This window comes from Polaribacter huanghezhanensis (assembly GCF_030444335.1).
GTDB classification, from domain to species: domain Bacteria; phylum Bacteroidota; class Bacteroidia; order Flavobacteriales; family Flavobacteriaceae; genus Polaribacter; species Polaribacter huanghezhanensis.
Window position 1 is genome coordinate 1,977,319 of record NZ_CP128595.1, and the last position, 16,092, is coordinate 1,993,410.

Sequence of the window (16,092 nt, forward strand, 5' to 3'; positions counted from 1 at the left end):
AACATAAAATGAAAATTGTAATTCTAGTACCAGATGGTGTAGGAATAAGAAACTATTTATATTCAGATTTAATAACTGAATTAAGAAAAAACGGAGCAGAAATATGTTTATATCATAAGGTTTCTGATGTAGCCATTAAAGAAATCGAAAAAGTTCATAAAATTAAAATTGAACACAAAGAAATTGCTGATTTAAAAGAGGGTTTTTATTTAAAACTATTAAGAGAATCAGCCGCATATGCTAGATTGATTTATTTTAAAAATGTTTTAAAAAATAAAACAATACTTGATTTCTGGGGTAAAAACCCGAAATATTTAAAGTTAAAAGTGTTTTATTTTTTCTGTAAAATATTTGGAACTTTTTTTTCTAAAAGTTACAATAGACTAAGGAGATATGAAATAAAGTATGAAAACAAAATAAAAAGGACAAGCGCATATAAAAAAGTAAAACAAGACTTAAAAGTATCGCAACCAGATTTTATATTAAACCTTCATCAAAGATCGCTAATAACTACGCCAGTAATTTTAGCGGCGCAAGAGTTAAAAATTAAAAATAGTACGATAATTTTTTCTTGGGATAACATTCCGAAAGGTAGATTAATCTGCAGACCAGATATGTATTTTGTGTGGTCAGACTTAATGAAAATAGAATTGTGCCTTTTGTATAAAGAAATTTCTCCAAAGAATGTGTACATTGTTGGTTCACCTCAATTTGAGTTTTATAAAAAGAAGGAATTGCAACTTACTAAAGAAGCCTTTTTTAAGAAATACAATTTAGATATTCATAAAAAAACCATTTGTTTTTCTGGTGATGATAAACTTACATCTCCGCATGACCAAGTCTTTTTTGAAGACTTATGTTCTTCTTTACAAAAGTTTCCAGAAAGCGAACGGCCACAAATTATTTTCAGAAGATGTCCTGTAGATTTTAGTGATAGATATGATGCTGTTTTAGAAAAATATAAAAATGATATTGCTATTATTAACCCAGATTGGCGTGTAGAAAAACCTTCTCAAGAAGCAGATTTCACAATGATATATCCAACGTATAATGATCTTTCTCTTTTAGTTAATACTTGCTTACACTCTGATGTTGTTGTAAATTTAGGAAGTACAATGGCACATGATTTTGCTATTTATGACAAGCCTTGTTTATATCTAAACTATAATCCAAAGAAAGATATGAATTGGTCAGTAGAAAGAATTTATCAATTTGAACACTTTAAAAGCATGGAAAATTTAAATGCAGTTGGCTGGATTACTAATCCAACAGATTTTTATCCCTTATTAAAAAAAGCATTGACTACACCAGATTTGATAGGAACAGACAGAAAATTATGGTTAAAAAGAATAATACAACATCCTCTTGAAAAAAATTCTATAAATTTAGCAAACCTAATTCTAGAAAAATGCACATCTGCTTCATAACAAGTGAATTTCCTACCGAAGGATTAAATGGAGGAGGAATAGGTTCTGTCGTTAAATTTTTAGGAGAAAAGCTAGTCAAGAAAAACATAGCTGTTTCTGTTGTTGGTTTTTATACTATAAATTCAGAACAAATTGAAAAAGTAAATGGAATTCATGTTTATAGATTGCCAAAATCTCAATGGAAATTTGCACGGTTTTATGATCATACAAAACGGATTTTAAAAAAAATTAACGAAATAAATACTATTAATACAATTGATATTGTAGAAGGAAGTGAATTAAATTTTGCTTTCTTTCCTAAAAAAACGAGCTATAAAAAAGTAATTCGTTTGCATGGTGGACATCATTTTTTTGCAATTGAACTCAATAAAAAGCCTGCATTTTGGAGAGCATATCAAGAAAAAAGATCCTTTAAGAATGCTAACGAATTTATTGCAGTAAGTAATTATGTTGGTAATCAAACTAAAAAATACTTAAAAAGGAGTTTTAATTTTAAGACAATCTATAATACGGTTGATGCAAACCAATTTAAAAACAACAATGCGTTAGAATATCAAAAAAATAGTTTGCTATTTGTTGGTACCATTTGTGAGAAAAAAGGAGTTAGACAATTGGTGCAAGCAATTCCAATTATTAAAAAACAATTTCCAGATGTTGTTTTAAACATTATTGGTAGAGATTGGACGTTTCCTGATGGAAAATCATATATCGCATATTTAAAAACCTTTATTTTAGATGCTGATAAAAAGAACATCAATATAATTGGTCCAGTTCCTCATACTGAAGTTTCAAATTATATAGCAAAAACAGAATTATGTGTCTACCCTTCACGTATGGAATCATTTGGCCTGGTATTAATTGAGTCACTATTAATGGAGAAACCTGTATTAGCAAGTAATATTAAACCATTTGAAGAAATTAAAAATAATAAGAATATTTTTAAAACACTAGAATCGATTACATCTAGAAAAATTGCTGAATCAATAATTGATATTTTGAGTTCAAAAGAAGAGTCCCGAAAAAGGGGTATCAATGCAAGAGAGGATATTTTAAAAAGATTTAATTCATTTAAAATTATTGAAGAAAACATACAGTTTTATAAAAATATATTAACATGAAATTATTTTTAACGGATTTGAATAAATATCAAAAATATAGTAATAAATCAAAATTAGTTTTATTTATAACTTCTCAAGGTTTATGGGCTATTTTTGTTTATAGAATTTCTAATAAAATATATAAAAGTAATTTACCAAAAACCATAAAAAAACTATTATTGTTTTTTGCGGTTTTTTGGCAAAAGATAATTGAAATTTTTGCTGGAATTTCAATTCCATATTCTTGCTCAATAGGCCATTCTTTTTACATTGGTCATTTTGGAGGGATAATTATAAACGCAAATGCTGTGATAGGAAATAATTGTAACATATCACAGGGGGTAACAATTGGAGTTAGTGGAAGGGAAATCAAAAGAGGAGTACCAATAATTGGTAATAATGTTTATATTGGAGTTAATGCTGTAGTTGCAGGTAAAATTTTAATAGAAAACAATGTGTTAATAGCAGCTAATAGTTTGGTTATACATGATGTAAATCATTCTTCAACGATGATAGGAGTTCCCGCAATTTGTATTAATAATAAAGGATCTAAAAGTTATATTTAATGAATTTTGTAGTAATTTCAAGCGCACCTATATTAGAAAATTTAAAATCAGAAAAACTTGCTTACTCGCCCTATGTTTATGAAATGGATTTATGGATGAAAAATGTTAAAAAAATTAAGTTTGTTTGTCCAATAAAATACAAAGAAAAGTTATTGACTTCAAAATTTCAACTTCAAGATTTTGATATTAATAAAACACCAGTAATTTCATTTCATAATATTAAAGAATCATTAATATCTTTATTTAGAATTCCTTTTGTAGTTTTCCAAATTTTTAAAGGGATGTTTTGGTCAGACCACATTCATTTACGTTGTCCAGGAAATGTTGGGTTGTTAGGGTGTTTTGTGCAAATTGCTTTTCCTTCTAAACCAAAAACTGTTAAATATGCCGGTAATTGGGATCCTAGAAGCAAGCAGCCATTTAGTTATAAAGTACAAAAATGGATACTCTCTAATACTTTTTTAACCAAAAACTGTAAAGTATTGGTTTATGGAGAGTGGAAAAATCAATCTAAAAATATAATCCCTTTTTTTACAGCTTCTTATTCAGAAAATGAAATTACAACCATTGAACCGAAAAACTTAAAAGGAAAAATTAAATTATTATTTGTAGGCAATTTTAGTATTGGTAAGCAGCCTTTATTAACCGTTAAAATTGCAAAAATATTAGTAAGTAAAGGATATGACATTCAGTTAGATCTGTTTGGTGATGGGGCAAGATTTAATGCAGTTAAAGATTATATTTTAAACAATAAATTGAGTAATAATGTGATTTTACATGGAAATCAACCAAAAGAAATTGTAAAAAAAGCCTTTCAAAAAAGTCATTTTTTAGTTTTTATTTCTAAATCTGAAGGTTGGCCAAAGGTTGTTGCAGAAGCAATGTTTTGGTCTTGTTTACCAATATCATCAAAAGTTTCTTGTGTTCCTTTTATGTTAGGAAATGGAGAAAGAGGCAGTATTGTAAATAAAAGTACAACTCAAATTATAATTGAATTAGAGAAGTATATCAGTCAAGAAAACATATATCTAAAAAAAGTGACTAAAGCAAAAGATTGGTCACAACAATTTACTTTAGAAAAGTTTGAAAAAGAAATTAAAAACTTACTATAATTGAACAAACTTGGTATCATACAAATTATAGATTCGCTTAATGTTGGGGGAGCAGAAGTGTTGGCAGTTAATATAGCTAATGGTCTATCTGAACAAGAAATAGATTCACATTTGTGTGCTACAAGAAGCGAAGGAGTTTTAAAGGAAAATATACATCCTGATGTTGGTTGTATTTTTTTAAACAGAAAAAAAACAATTGATGTTAAGGCAATTCTAAAGCTAAATAAATATATAAAAAAACATCATATTAAGATTGTTCACGCGCATTCATCATCTTCATTTATTGCTGTTTCTGTAAAAATAATAAATCCTAAAATTAAAATTGTTTGGCATGATCATTACGGAAATAGTGCATTTTTAAATAGTAGAAGTGTTTTTTCTTTAAAGATATTTTCATACTTGTTTTCTGTAATAATCTCTGTAAATAATGATTTAAAAAAATGGGCATCAAAGAATTTAAAAACTAAGAATGTTTTTTTTATTCGGAATTTTCCTGTTTTTATTAATCAAGAAAAAACAACTATTTTAAGAGGCGTTGAAGGAAAAAAAATTGTTCATTTAGCTGGATACAGAAAACAAAAAGATCATTTAAACTTATTAGAAGCATTTCAATTAGTGTCAGATAAACATGAAGATTGGACACTACATTTGGTTGGTAAATCGTATAATGACGAGTACTCTGATTCGATTGATAATTTTATTAAAAAAAATAAATTAAGTAATAAAGTCTTTCAATATGGAATTTGTTTAGATATCCAACATATTTTATCACAAGCAACAATTGGGGTGTTATCTTCAAAGTCAGAAGGATTGCCAATTTCTCTTTTAGAATATGGTTTGGCAAATATTCCAGCTGTAGTAACCAATGTAGGTGAATGCAGCTTAATTATTAAAGATTCAAGTTTTATTGTTCCTCCATCAAATAGTATTATTTTAGCGAATGCTTTACGGTTATTGGTGAATTCTAAAGAGAAAAGGAAAATTTTGGCTTTAGAAATTAACAAAACTGTTTCGACAGATTTTTCTAAAGAAGCAGCGATTTTTAAAATAATAGAGATTTACAAAAACGAATGTTAAACAGATTTATAGAAAATAAACTATTATTAATAAGTATTCATATTGTAATTGGGTATTTAGCTACGTTTTCTTTTTTTCCTAAAATATTTGGTTTGATTTGTATTGTTGCCCCAATATTTTATTTAATATCTCAAAAAAACTTCAATGAAGAAGCATTAATGTTTTCTGCTTATATTGTTGGTGCTGAGGTTTTTTTAAGAATGACAGACTCTTTGGTTTTTTATGAGTCAGGGAAGTACGCAGTAATTATATTTTTAACTTTTGGTTTTTTTTTAGGGAGATTTAATCAAAAATTTGGAGTTCAGTTTTTATTTTACCTTTTACTTCTTTTCATTGGAATTTTTTTTACAAGAGTTCCGGAAGGAGAATCAATAAGAAACGCAATTGTCTTTAATCTTAGTGGTCCTTTAGTATTAGGGGTTTCTGGAATCTATTTTTATAAGAGAATAATTTCAAAAAAAAACTTACTTAATTCTTTGTTCTGTATGCTTTTGCCTTTGTTTTCAATGCTGACTTATATATATTTTAGAACACCCAATTTAAAAGAAATTATTTTTAGAGGTACAGCAAATTTTGAAGCATCAGCTGGCTTTGGGCCCAATCAAGTAGCAACTGCAATTGGGCTAGGGATTTTTATCATTCCTGTTTTTATTTTAATGAAAAAGAGAATTACAGGCTTTGTGCTCCTTGATTTAATTTTTTTAATGTATTTTATTTATAGAGGTTTGTTAACTTTTTCGAGAGGAGGTATTATTACGGGTTTAATTGCCCTAATAGTGTTTGCGATATTTTATATTATTTCAAATAAAAACGCACTGCAAGTCTTTGTTAAATATTTAGCTGTTGGAATTACTTTTTCAATAGCTATTTGGGTCTATACTTCTGGAGTTACAGGCGGTATGTTAGATAATCGATATGCGGGAAAAAATGCTAGTGGAGTTCAAAAAGAAGACATCACTTCAGGAAGAGTTGATATTTTAGAAGAACAAGTTAGTAGTTTTATTGCGAATCCTTTGGGTATTGGTGTAGGGAATGGTAAATATAAAAGACAAGCATTAAGTAATGATATTACAGCCGCATCTCATAATGAAATAGGAAGATTGATAGAGGAACATGGAATATCTGGATTGATAATTTTAATAGGATTAATAATAATTCCGCTTTTTAATATTTGGAATTCTAACAACTACCAACGGAGCTTTTTGCTTTCATTTTATTTAATTTGGTTTTTAACAATTAACCATTCTGCGATGCGGATAGCCTTACCTGGGTTTATTTACGCATTAAGTTTAATTATTATTACAGATGATGAAGAGGAGTAATATTTTATATATTGGAAATGATTTATCAAATAACTCAAACTATCCAACAACAATAAAAACCTTAACTAATTTATTACAATTAGAAGGGTTTAAATTAATAAAAACATCGAATAAAGAAAATAAAATTTTAAGAATGATTGATATGTGTTTAACAATAGTAAAACACAGTAAAGTTGATTATATACTAATTGACACATATAGCACTGCTAATTTTTATTACGCTTTTTTTACTTCTCAAATAGCCCGACTTTTCAAAATAAAATACATTCCAATTTTACATGGCGGAAACCTTCCGTTTAGATTAGAGGATTCTAGAAAACTATCAAAGTTAATTTTCAAGAATTCATATAGAAATATTGCTCCTTCAAATTATTTAAAACACGAATTTGAGAAAAAAGGGTATCCTTCTGTACTAATTCCCAATGTTATTGAAATTAAAGATTATAAATTTAAAGAAAGAAAAGTATTACAACCTAAATTATTATTTGTTAGAGCTTTTGATGAAATTTATAACCCTTTAATGGCGATAGATGTATTAAGGAAGTTAAAAGTAAAATATCTAGGAGCAACACTTTGTATGATTGGTCCAGATAAAGATGGTAGTTTAGAAAAAGTAAAACAATTAGCTAAAGAGAAAAACGTATTGGATGATATTGAATTTACAGGTGTATTGTCTAAAAAAGATTGGCATAAAAAATCTGAAGATTTTGACATCTTTATCAATACAACAAATGTAGATAATACACCTGTAAGTTTAATTGAAGCTATGGCGCTTGGTTTACCAATTGTTTCAACAGATGCTGGCGGAATTCCGTACTTAATTTCAAATGAAGTAGATGGTTTATTAATTAATAAAGGAGATATTGATCAAATGGTTAATGAAATAATTTCCTTATTAGAAGGAGGGCATCCTGAAATTGCAAAAAAAGCAAGACATAAAGTTGAAAGTTTTAATTGGGATATTGTAAAATATAAATGGTTTAAAATTTTAAAATAATGTTTTATAAATTTATTTATTTATTAGGTAGAAATTTTAGAAACCCATCAATAAAAAAGCAGTTAGCATTTTTAAAGGAATCAGAAAGTTGGTCATTAGAAAAATTAGAGAACTACCAATTTAAAAAATTACAAGAGCTACTAAATTTTGCTTTCACGTACTCTAATTATTACAAACAAAAAATGTTGGAACTAGAAATTGAACCTTCTGATATTAGAAACTTAGGAGATATAAAAAAGCTACCTATTCTAACAAAAAAAGATATTTTAGAACATAATTCTATAATTCACACAAATTTTAAATTTAAAAAAAAATTTAAAGCAATTACCTCGGGTACAACAGGACAGTCTTTAGAGTTCTATAGAGATGAATTTGCAGACTCATTTAATAGAGCCTCAATTATAAAAGGCTATGAGCTTTTCGAAGTAAAACCATGGGATAGAAATGGGTATTTTTGGGGATTTAGTTTTTCACTTATAAAGAAAATAAAAACTATAATTTTAGATCGTTTTCAGAATAGATTTAGAGTTTTTAGTTATGATGAAAAAGCATTTAACAAATTTGTTAATAAATTACAAAAAGCAAAATATATTCATGGATATTCTTCGATGCTATATCAAGCAGCAAAAACTATTAATGAAAAGAAGTTGTTAAAACCTGAAAAAATATTGATGGTTAAAGGAACTTCTGAGAAAATTTTTGAAAAATATCAAGATGAAGTTAAAAAAGCATTTGGATTAAAAATGATTAGTGAATATGGAGCTACAGAATCTGGAATTATTGCTTTTGAGTGTCCGAGTGGTAATATGCATATTAACATGGAAGGTGTAATTGTAGAAGAAATAGAGAATGAAATTTTAGTAACACATTTGCAAATGAAATCATTTCCCATAATAAGATACAGATTGGGAGACTATATAAAATTGGCCCCTAAAGAGAAGAAGTGTAATTGCGGAAAAGAGCATTTGATATTAGAGGATATTACGGGTAGAGTTGGAAGTAATATTTATGGAGTAAAGCAAATTTATCCAAGTTTTACCTTCTATTATATTTTCAAAAATTTATCAAATAATGATAATATTATTCTAAACTATCAAGTTATTCAAAAGGAAAAAGGGTTATTAGTTTTTAAAATAGAACAATTTTTAAATGAAGAAGAATCTACTAAGTTAAAAAATGAAATATATAAATATTTTAAAGACGATATGAGAATAGAAATAGAGCAAAATTCTAATCTAAATACATTTAAAGGAAAATTAAAAAGTTTTATTTCAAAAGTAAATGAATAAGCTTGTATCAATAATAACACCCTGTTATAATTCGGAAATGTTTATTACCGAAACAATAACCAGTATTCAAAAGCAAACTTATGAAAATTGGGAATTATTGATTACTGATGATGGGTCTACGGATAATTCAATAAAAATCATTAAAGAATTTTTATTAAAAGATAGTAGGATTAAATTATTTAGTATAAAAAACTCTGGCGCTGCCGTAGCTAGAAATAATTCTATAAAAAAGTCTAAAGGAAGTTATATTGCTTTTTTAGATAGTGATGATTTATGGTTTCCAAATAAACTTGAACTTCAAATTAAGTTTATGGAAACACATAATTATAACTTTACCCATACTTCATATAAAAAAATAAGTGATGAAGGAGAAGATCTTAATTTAACAGTAACTTGTAATGATGTATTGACTTATGATCAAATGCTCTCATCAAACAAAATAGGTTGCCTAACTGTAATGTATAATGTTGATTGTATTGGGAAAATATATATGCCGATTATAAGGAAAAGGCAAGATTATGCACTTTGGTTAAAAATCCTAAAAATAAATGAAGTAGCTTATGGACTTAATGTAGTATTATCAAAGTATAGACTAAGAAGCAACTCAATATCTAATAATAAATTTGAAATGCTAAAATGGAATTGGCTATTGTTTCGGAAAATAGAAAAACTATCTTTTTTTAAATCTTTGTACTTAGTAACGTCAAATATTTTAATAAAAATTTTTAAATAAAAAAATTTATTAAAAAAGACCAACAATATCTATAAAACTTCTTACTTTTGATTCAACAATGTTCCCCCTATTTGAATTAACCTTCCCCCCTTACTATTTTTTGTATTTATGGCTAAAAAACCACCTTTTTTAGATATTTCTGAAAGAAAATTAATGCTTAGAACTTTTGATGTTTTAACCATAGTTTTAAGCCTAACTATTGCATCGAAATATTCAGATTTTACATACATAAACATTAAAAGTGATTTAATTTATAAATGGTTTTTAATTTTAGTAATTTATTTTTTATTGTTTGGAGAAGTCTTTCAGCTTTATAATTTAAAAGTAGCTAACAATAGATTTTTGGTTATTAGAGGAATAGCAGTTACTTCTTTAATTACAACATTATTTTATATTTTTTCTCCGTTTATAACTCCATCTCTACCAGGTAATAGGTTACAGGTTTTCTATTTTTTCTTGTTGATTGCTATTCCAACTATCTTTTGGAGATTTTTATACATATCGTTGTTGTTTTCACCTAAATATTTTAAAAACATTATTGTAATTGGACATGCATCAAAAAAAGAAAAGCTAATAGAACTGATAAAGTTTGAGAATTTTCAAAATATTACTTGTTATGTTTCTAATGAGAAAATTGAGGGATTAACTAATTTTTACAATGCTAAAACTGTTGATTTATTAAAAATTGTAGACACCAATTTAGTTACTGAAATTGTAATTTCTACTTCTAAATTTTCTAGTGATACAGTTAAAAAATTAAATAAAGAAATAATTTTACTTTTTGAAAAAGGGGTAAGTATAAAAAGTTTTGAAACCTATTATGAAAGTGCTACAAAAAGAATTCCTAAAGAATATTTAGATTATAATTTTTATAAAAAAATAAATTTTAGTGTAAATAATGACAATAGATTTTATCATTTTACTCAAAGAGTATTAGACCTTATACTATCTATTTTGGGTTTAGTGTTTTTTGCTTTCTTAATTCCATTTATATTGATTGGAAATTTAATTGGTAATCGAGGTTCGTTATTTTACACTCAAGAGCGTGTTGGTTATCAAGGAAAAACATTTAAGATTTTTAAAATTCGGTCTATGATTAAAGAAGCCGAGAAAGACGGGGCTGTTTGGGCTCAAAAAAATGATACAAGAATTACAACATTCGGGAAAATATTAAGAAATACTCGATTGGATGAATTTCCGCAATTTATAAATATTATAAAAGGGGATATGAGCTTAATTGGCCCTAGACCAGAAAGACCAGAGTTTGTTTTTGAATTAGAAGATAAAATTCCTTTTTATGCCATAAGACATGTTATTAAACCTGGTTTAACAGGTTGGGCACAAGTTAATTACCCGTATGCAAGTACCATTGAAGAACAAGAAACTAAATTAAGATACGATTTGTATTATATTAAAGAAAGAAGTTCTTTTTTAGATTTTAAAATACTTATTAAGACGATATCTATTGTTTTATATTTTAGAGGACAATAAACCCTTAGATAAAAATAAAAAACGAATTCCTAAAAGCAGTATAAAAGGCAAAATTGCGAATGGGAATAACTGTATTTTTCCTATCCAAATTATCGGAATAATTAAAAGCAAAACAACAAGTGCTTTTACATATGTTTTTACCCAAAACTTAGGGTTTCCTTTTACTATATAGAATGCTACAATTATATTTGGAGCAAATGCCCATAAAAAATTAAAGTTGTTTGGAGTAGTAGAATGATCGGTAAAAAACCATAAGAATGCAATTATAATTCCAATAACCCCTGTTGAAAAGAACAAGAAAAAATCGAACCATTTTGTTCTTTTTTCTCTTTTTACATCTTTATAGGTGATAAAAATCCCAAGTAGTAAAATTAATGTAAAAACGATAAACGGATTGAAAAAGGAAGGTTTAATTTTTAATTCTTGAAACTTTAGAATATAGCGATCGTTTTTAATTAAATTTTCAGAAACAGCTCCTCTTTTTACTATTGCATTTTTAAACCCACTATACACATAATCTGGCAAATACATGTGTTGTTTTGCCGTTGCAATTTTATCTAATTTACTTCCTAGTGCTAAGTTTATTCCAAAACTACCCCAAGTATTCCAAGGGATTTCAGCATTCATTAACTGTCTAAAAGATTGATTTGTTTCAATATGATTTTCCTTAAAAACAACTTTATCTTTTAAAATTTTTTCTGTTATTTCTCTTAAGATTGTTGCACAATTGTTAAAAAAAGGATCGTATAGATATGTTGCATTTTCTGGTTTTACATTGTTCTCTAAATACTCGTAAAACTTTTGTTTTTCTTGTTGATTAAGATTTAAAACTTGCTCTTTTATCCAACGTTTATTAGCTTGATAGCTTCTAAGAAAATAAAAGAAAGGATAGCTTTGTAACTTGTATAATAGTTTTCCCTTCGTAAAGTTTAAGTAAAAGTGTGGTGCATTAAAATCAAAAATCCCATAGTTGTAAGCAGTATCAAAATCAGTATCTTTTACTCTAATTGTACTATGACCAAAACCTTCATACAACACTTTTCCTGGACCCGCAGTAATAATACTTATTTCAGCTTTTTCTGATAATTTTTTATACTGAGAAAATGTAAGTTGAACGACAAACAACATCAGAAATAAAGCAATAATTTTTGTTTTCATAGTTACTAATTTCTAAAAAATTTATAATCTATCTTGATTGAAAATATATTTGAATACAATGCGTTTCCAACACTTCCGATGTTTGTTAAAGCGTAATCAACTTGAATTCCGTTGTAGGTAAATCCAACGCCAAAATTTGGCTGTAAAGAGACTGATTTACTTCCGTCAAACTGCGTTGTGTTCTGAATATTTCCAATTCCGCCACGCAAAAAAACCAAACCGGTATAACCTAATTCGAATCCAAAAGTGGGATCTACACTTATGACACTTGAAGAAATAATGTCGTTAGTTTGCGCAAAACGCATGTTTAAATCGATTTCTGTTAGCAAATGGAAATCTCTTGCTACTCTAAATTTTCGTGCAACACCGAGTTGTATTTTGGGTTTTGTAATTTCTGTAGTTTCTGGTAATTCTTGATTTTGACCGGGAGTTGAATTTTTAATTTTATCAAATTCTACCGTATTGATATTCCAAGTATTATAAGTTGTTGTAATATCTCTAATCATTAACCCAAATTTCCATTCATTTTTTTCAAACTGAATTCCAGCATCAAACCCAACTCCCCACGAAGAAGCAAAATCGCCAATAACTCTTCTAAGAATTTTGGCATTTACACCAAAATACATGTCTTTAAAAATTAAGTTTCTAGCGTACGAAAAAGTAAAAGCATAATCAGCAGCAGAAAACAAACTAATTCTATTAAAGTTAATATTTCCTTGGCTGTCAATAAGTTCAGTGGTGTTTAAAATGTCATCAACACCAAATCTGATTACTGAAATTCCAACAGCACTTTGATCATCAATTGGTAACGCAATTGCGGCAAAATCATAATTTGCCATTCCTGCAAAGTATGAAGCATGCATTAATGCCCCTTCGTAATCTTCTAAATTCATTAAACCTGCAGGATTCCAGTAAACTGCGTTTACATCATTGCTTGTAGCAGCAACCGATTTGCTCATTCCTAGCGCTCTAGCATCAACACCAATATTTAAAAATTCGTTCGAATAATTTCTAAATGTTTGCGCTGTTATTTGAAGTGAACAGAAAATAAAAAGAAAGATAAAAGGTTTTTTCAAAATATACAATTGCTAATTACAAATATCTAAAATCCTATTGTAATAACTAGTGTTAACCTAAGATATTGTTTGTGTAATCTGGATTTGAATATTTTCTTCTATAAAACGGCTAATTCGCTTTTCTAACCATCTGCTTTCATGTTGTTTAAAAGATGATATAAATCCGACATGACCGCCATGTTTTGTCGTTTCTAAAAAGAAAAATTCTGAATCGCCAGCTTCTTCATTTGGAAAACATTCTGGACTTAAAAACGAGTCATCTTTGGCGTTTATTAATAATGTTGGTTTGTTAATCTTTGATAAATAGGGTTTTGAACTTGCTTTTTGCCAATAATCTTCTGGACTTTTAAAACCAAAAACCGGAACGGTATATAAATGTTCTAAATGTTTAAATCGTTTTGCTTTAAAAAGTTTGTCTTTATCTAATTTAAACTCTGGAAATTTATATGATTTTTCTAGTATTTTTAATCGGATGGTTTTTAAGAACTCTTCGAGATACAATTTGTTTTTTAATTTGTCCATTTCACACTCTGAACTTGTAATATCAATTGGTACAGACGTTGCAATAGCGCCTTTTATTTTTGGAGAAAGTTTTTCTGAATATTCTCCCATATATTTTAAGGTTAAATTTCCGCCTAAACTAAATCCGATAATAAGGATGTTTTCATAATCATAAGTATCTAATAAATGCTTAACAACAAAATCTACATCTTCTGTTTTTCCGCTGTGATAGGTTCCTAACAACCAATTATCTTCTCCGCTACAACCACGCAAATTAAACGAAACAGTATCAATTCCTTTTCCATTTAACTCGTTTGCTGTAGAAAGAATGTATTTCGATTCTGAGCTTCCTTCTAAACCGTGAATTAAAATAGCCAATGTATTTGAGTTTGCTTTAGAAAAATCTAAATCAATATAATCATTGTCCCAAGTAAAAATTCTTTTTCTAGAATAAGCACAGGTTTCTTTCATAAATAGCGGACGATACATTGTATTAAAATGTCCGTTTCTAAACGGTAAAGAAGGATTAAAATCCGAAGTAAATAGTGGCATAAAATATTTTTTAAAGCAATTTAGAAAACAAAGATGATAAAAAAAGAAAGAAATTGAAAAAAGAGCAAATTGATTTCCTTATTTTTGTTTTGTAAAAAGCAACCAAACAAGATGAAAAAACACATTCCGAATATCATTACTTTAGGAAATTTATTATTTGGAACTATTGCGGCAATTGCTGCGGTAAATGGAAATTATGAAATTGCTGCATTGTCTGTAACAATCGGAATTCTTCTTGATTTTTTTGACGGTTTTTTTGCAAGAATGCTAAATGTTTCTGGCGAGTTAGGTAAACAATTAGATTCATTGGCCGATATGGTTACAAGTGGAGTAGTTCCTGGAATTGTAATGTATACATTGTTGCAAGAAAACGCATTAGATTTATTTGACAAAACAGCAGACACGTTACATATTGCTTCATTTAGCACTGGTTATTTACCGTATTTTGGTTTGATTTTAACGCTTGCAGCTTGTTACCGTTTGGCAAACTTTAATATTGATGAACGTCAATCTGATTCTTTTATTGGATTGCCAACGCCAGCAATGAGTTTGTTTGTACTTGCATTGCCTTTAATTCCTTTATATTCTGACAATCAATTTTTTATTGATTTGGTGCAGAACAATTATTTTTTAATAGGAATTACGTTAGTATTAAGTTATTTGATGAATGCTGAAATTCCGTTATTTTCTTTTAAATTTAAGAATTATAGCGTCAAAGAAAATCTTTTGAAATACCTTTTTCTAGTAGCTTCACTAATCATGATTTTAACCTTAGAAGTAATTGCGATTCCGTTAGTAATCATTTTGTATGTGTTGCTTTCTGTAGGAAGTAATTTGAGTAAGAAAACAGTGTAATTTATTTTATACAATTTGTTCTCGATACATCACGTCCAAAAGCGTGACACTCGAACTGACATCAAATAGAAAACATCTAAGATGCTAAAATTTTCTTTTTTTCAATTCAAAATCTTTACCAAGATATACTTTACGTACAGTTTCGTCTGCAGCTAATTCTTCAGGAGTTCCTTCTTTTAAGATGCTTCCGTTGTACATTAAGAAAGTTTTATCTGTAATTGCCAAAGTAGCTTGTACATCATGATCGGTAATTAAAATACCAATATTTCTGTTTTTAAGTTGAGCCACAATCTTTTGAATATCTTCAACGGCAATTGGATCAACTCCAGCAAAAGGTTCGTCTAATAAAATAAATTTTGGATCAGAAGCTAAACAACGCGCAATTTCTGTTCTTCTTCGTTCTCCACCAGATAACAATTCACCTTTATTTTTACGAACATGACCTAAACTAAATTCTTCAATTAAAGATTCTAATTTTTCTTTGCGTTCTTTTTTTGTTCTATCAGTAAATTCCAACACAGACATGATGTTTTCTTCTACAGATAATTTTCTAAAAACAGATGCTTCTTGCGCCAAATAGCCAATTCCTTTTTGAGCACGTTTGTACATTGGATCTTTTGTAATTTCTTCATCATCTAAATAAATATGACCAGCGTTGGGTTTTATCATGCCAACAATCATATAAAAAGAAGTGGTTTTTCCGGCGCCATTTGGACCTAACAAACCAACAATTTCTCCTTGAGAAACTTGTAAAGAAATTCCTTGAACTACCTTTCGGCTTCCATATATTTTTTCAATGTTATCTGCTTTTAATATCATGTATCAAATATACTAATTGT

General features: G+C 28.0%; 15 protein-coding genes. 11 read left to right on the plus strand and 4 right to left on the minus strand.

All coding sequences use genetic code 11. The features are described from left to right. The first annotated feature begins 8 nt into the window (after positions 1 to 8). The 10 genes from KCTC32516_RS09380 to KCTC32516_RS09425 all read left to right on the plus strand — a co-directional run bounded on the left by KCTC32516_RS09380 (position 9) and on the right by KCTC32516_RS09425 (position 11,111). Entirely contained in the window at positions 9 to 1,427 is a 1,419-nt protein-coding gene (locus tag KCTC32516_RS09380) for a hypothetical protein (protein WP_301400158.1), read from the plus strand. Then, positions 1,409 to 2,545, plus strand: a complete 1,137-nt coding sequence (locus KCTC32516_RS09385) for a glycosyltransferase family 4 protein (protein ID WP_301400159.1) — start codon at positions 1,409 to 1,411, stop codon at positions 2,543 to 2,545. The genes KCTC32516_RS09380 and KCTC32516_RS09385 overlap by 19 nt, the downstream gene beginning before the upstream one ends. Beyond that, positions 2,542 to 3,090: a serine O-acetyltransferase gene (locus KCTC32516_RS09390; RefSeq protein ID WP_301400160.1), complete on the plus strand. Its 549-nt coding sequence runs from the start codon at positions 2,542 to 2,544 to the stop codon at positions 3,088 to 3,090. Before KCTC32516_RS09385 ends, KCTC32516_RS09390 begins: the two co-directional genes overlap by 4 nt. Continuing rightward, the gene (locus KCTC32516_RS09395; protein WP_301400161.1) at positions 3,090 to 4,202 is read left to right on the plus strand and encodes a glycosyltransferase; all 1,113 of its coding nucleotides are present in this window, start codon (positions 3,090 to 3,092) and stop codon (positions 4,200 to 4,202) included. Before KCTC32516_RS09390 ends, KCTC32516_RS09395 begins: the two co-directional genes overlap by 1 nt. After that, on the plus strand, positions 4,203 to 5,279 hold the full coding sequence (locus tag KCTC32516_RS09400; RefSeq protein WP_301400162.1) for a glycosyltransferase: 1,077 nt from the start codon (positions 4,203 to 4,205) through the stop codon (positions 5,277 to 5,279). Continuing rightward, positions 5,273 to 6,601: an O-antigen ligase family protein gene (locus tag KCTC32516_RS09405; protein WP_301400163.1), complete on the plus strand. Its 1,329-nt coding sequence runs from the start codon at positions 5,273 to 5,275 to the stop codon at positions 6,599 to 6,601. The genes KCTC32516_RS09400 and KCTC32516_RS09405 overlap by 7 nt, the downstream gene beginning before the upstream one ends. Then, positions 6,585 to 7,598 carry a glycosyltransferase family 4 protein gene (locus KCTC32516_RS09410; RefSeq protein ID WP_366911171.1) on the plus strand — a complete coding sequence of 338 codons (1,014 nt, stop codon included), beginning with the start codon at positions 6,585 to 6,587 and terminating at the stop codon, positions 7,596 to 7,598. Before KCTC32516_RS09405 ends, KCTC32516_RS09410 begins: the two co-directional genes overlap by 17 nt. Beyond that, the gene (locus KCTC32516_RS09415; RefSeq protein ID WP_301400164.1) at positions 7,598 to 8,887 is read left to right on the plus strand and encodes a phenylacetate--CoA ligase family protein; all 1,290 of its coding nucleotides are present in this window, start codon (positions 7,598 to 7,600) and stop codon (positions 8,885 to 8,887) included. Before KCTC32516_RS09410 ends, KCTC32516_RS09415 begins: the two co-directional genes overlap by 1 nt. Continuing rightward, entirely contained in the window at positions 8,880 to 9,620 is a 741-nt protein-coding gene (locus KCTC32516_RS09420; protein ID WP_301400165.1) for a glycosyltransferase family 2 protein, read from the plus strand. The genes KCTC32516_RS09415 and KCTC32516_RS09420 overlap by 8 nt, the downstream gene beginning before the upstream one ends. A gap of 108 nt (positions 9,621 to 9,728) precedes the next feature. After that, positions 9,729 to 11,111, plus strand: coding sequence for an exopolysaccharide biosynthesis polyprenyl glycosylphosphotransferase (locus tag KCTC32516_RS09425; protein WP_301400166.1), 1,383 nt, complete (start codon positions 9,729 to 9,731; stop codon positions 11,109 to 11,111). Here KCTC32516_RS09425 and KCTC32516_RS09430 read toward each other — a convergent pair. Genes KCTC32516_RS09430 through KCTC32516_RS09440 form a run of 3 tightly spaced genes read right to left on the minus strand, consistent with a single transcriptional unit; the run spans position 11,091 to position 14,398 of the window. Continuing rightward, entirely contained in the window at positions 11,091 to 12,269 is a 1,179-nt protein-coding gene (locus tag KCTC32516_RS09430; RefSeq protein ID WP_301400167.1) for a lipoprotein N-acyltransferase Lnb domain-containing protein, read from the minus strand. The genes KCTC32516_RS09425 and KCTC32516_RS09430 overlap by 21 nt on opposite strands. A 5-nt stretch (positions 12,270 to 12,274) precedes the next feature. Next, positions 12,275 to 13,345, minus strand: coding sequence for a putative type IX sorting system protein PorV2 (locus KCTC32516_RS09435; protein WP_301400168.1), 1,071 nt, complete (start codon positions 13,343 to 13,345; stop codon positions 12,275 to 12,277). A gap of 57 nt (positions 13,346 to 13,402) precedes the next feature. Beyond that, positions 13,403 to 14,398, minus strand: coding sequence for a YheT family hydrolase (locus KCTC32516_RS09440; protein ID WP_301400169.1), 996 nt, complete (start codon positions 14,396 to 14,398; stop codon positions 13,403 to 13,405). Between the two features lie 111 nt (positions 14,399 to 14,509). Here KCTC32516_RS09440 and KCTC32516_RS09445 point away from each other — a divergent pair, with 111 nt between their 5' ends. Beyond that, a complete protein-coding gene (locus KCTC32516_RS09445; protein ID WP_301400170.1) occupies positions 14,510 to 15,253 on the plus strand; it encodes a CDP-alcohol phosphatidyltransferase family protein in 744 nt (247 codons plus the stop codon). Positions 15,254 to 15,337: 84 nt separating this feature from the next. Here the strand turns inward: KCTC32516_RS09445 and lptB are convergent, their stop codons facing one another. After that, on the minus strand, positions 15,338 to 16,072 hold the full coding sequence (gene lptB, locus KCTC32516_RS09450) for an LPS export ABC transporter ATP-binding protein (protein WP_301400171.1): 735 nt from the start codon (positions 16,070 to 16,072) through the stop codon (positions 15,338 to 15,340). Positions 16,073 to 16,092 lie beyond the last annotated feature (20 nt).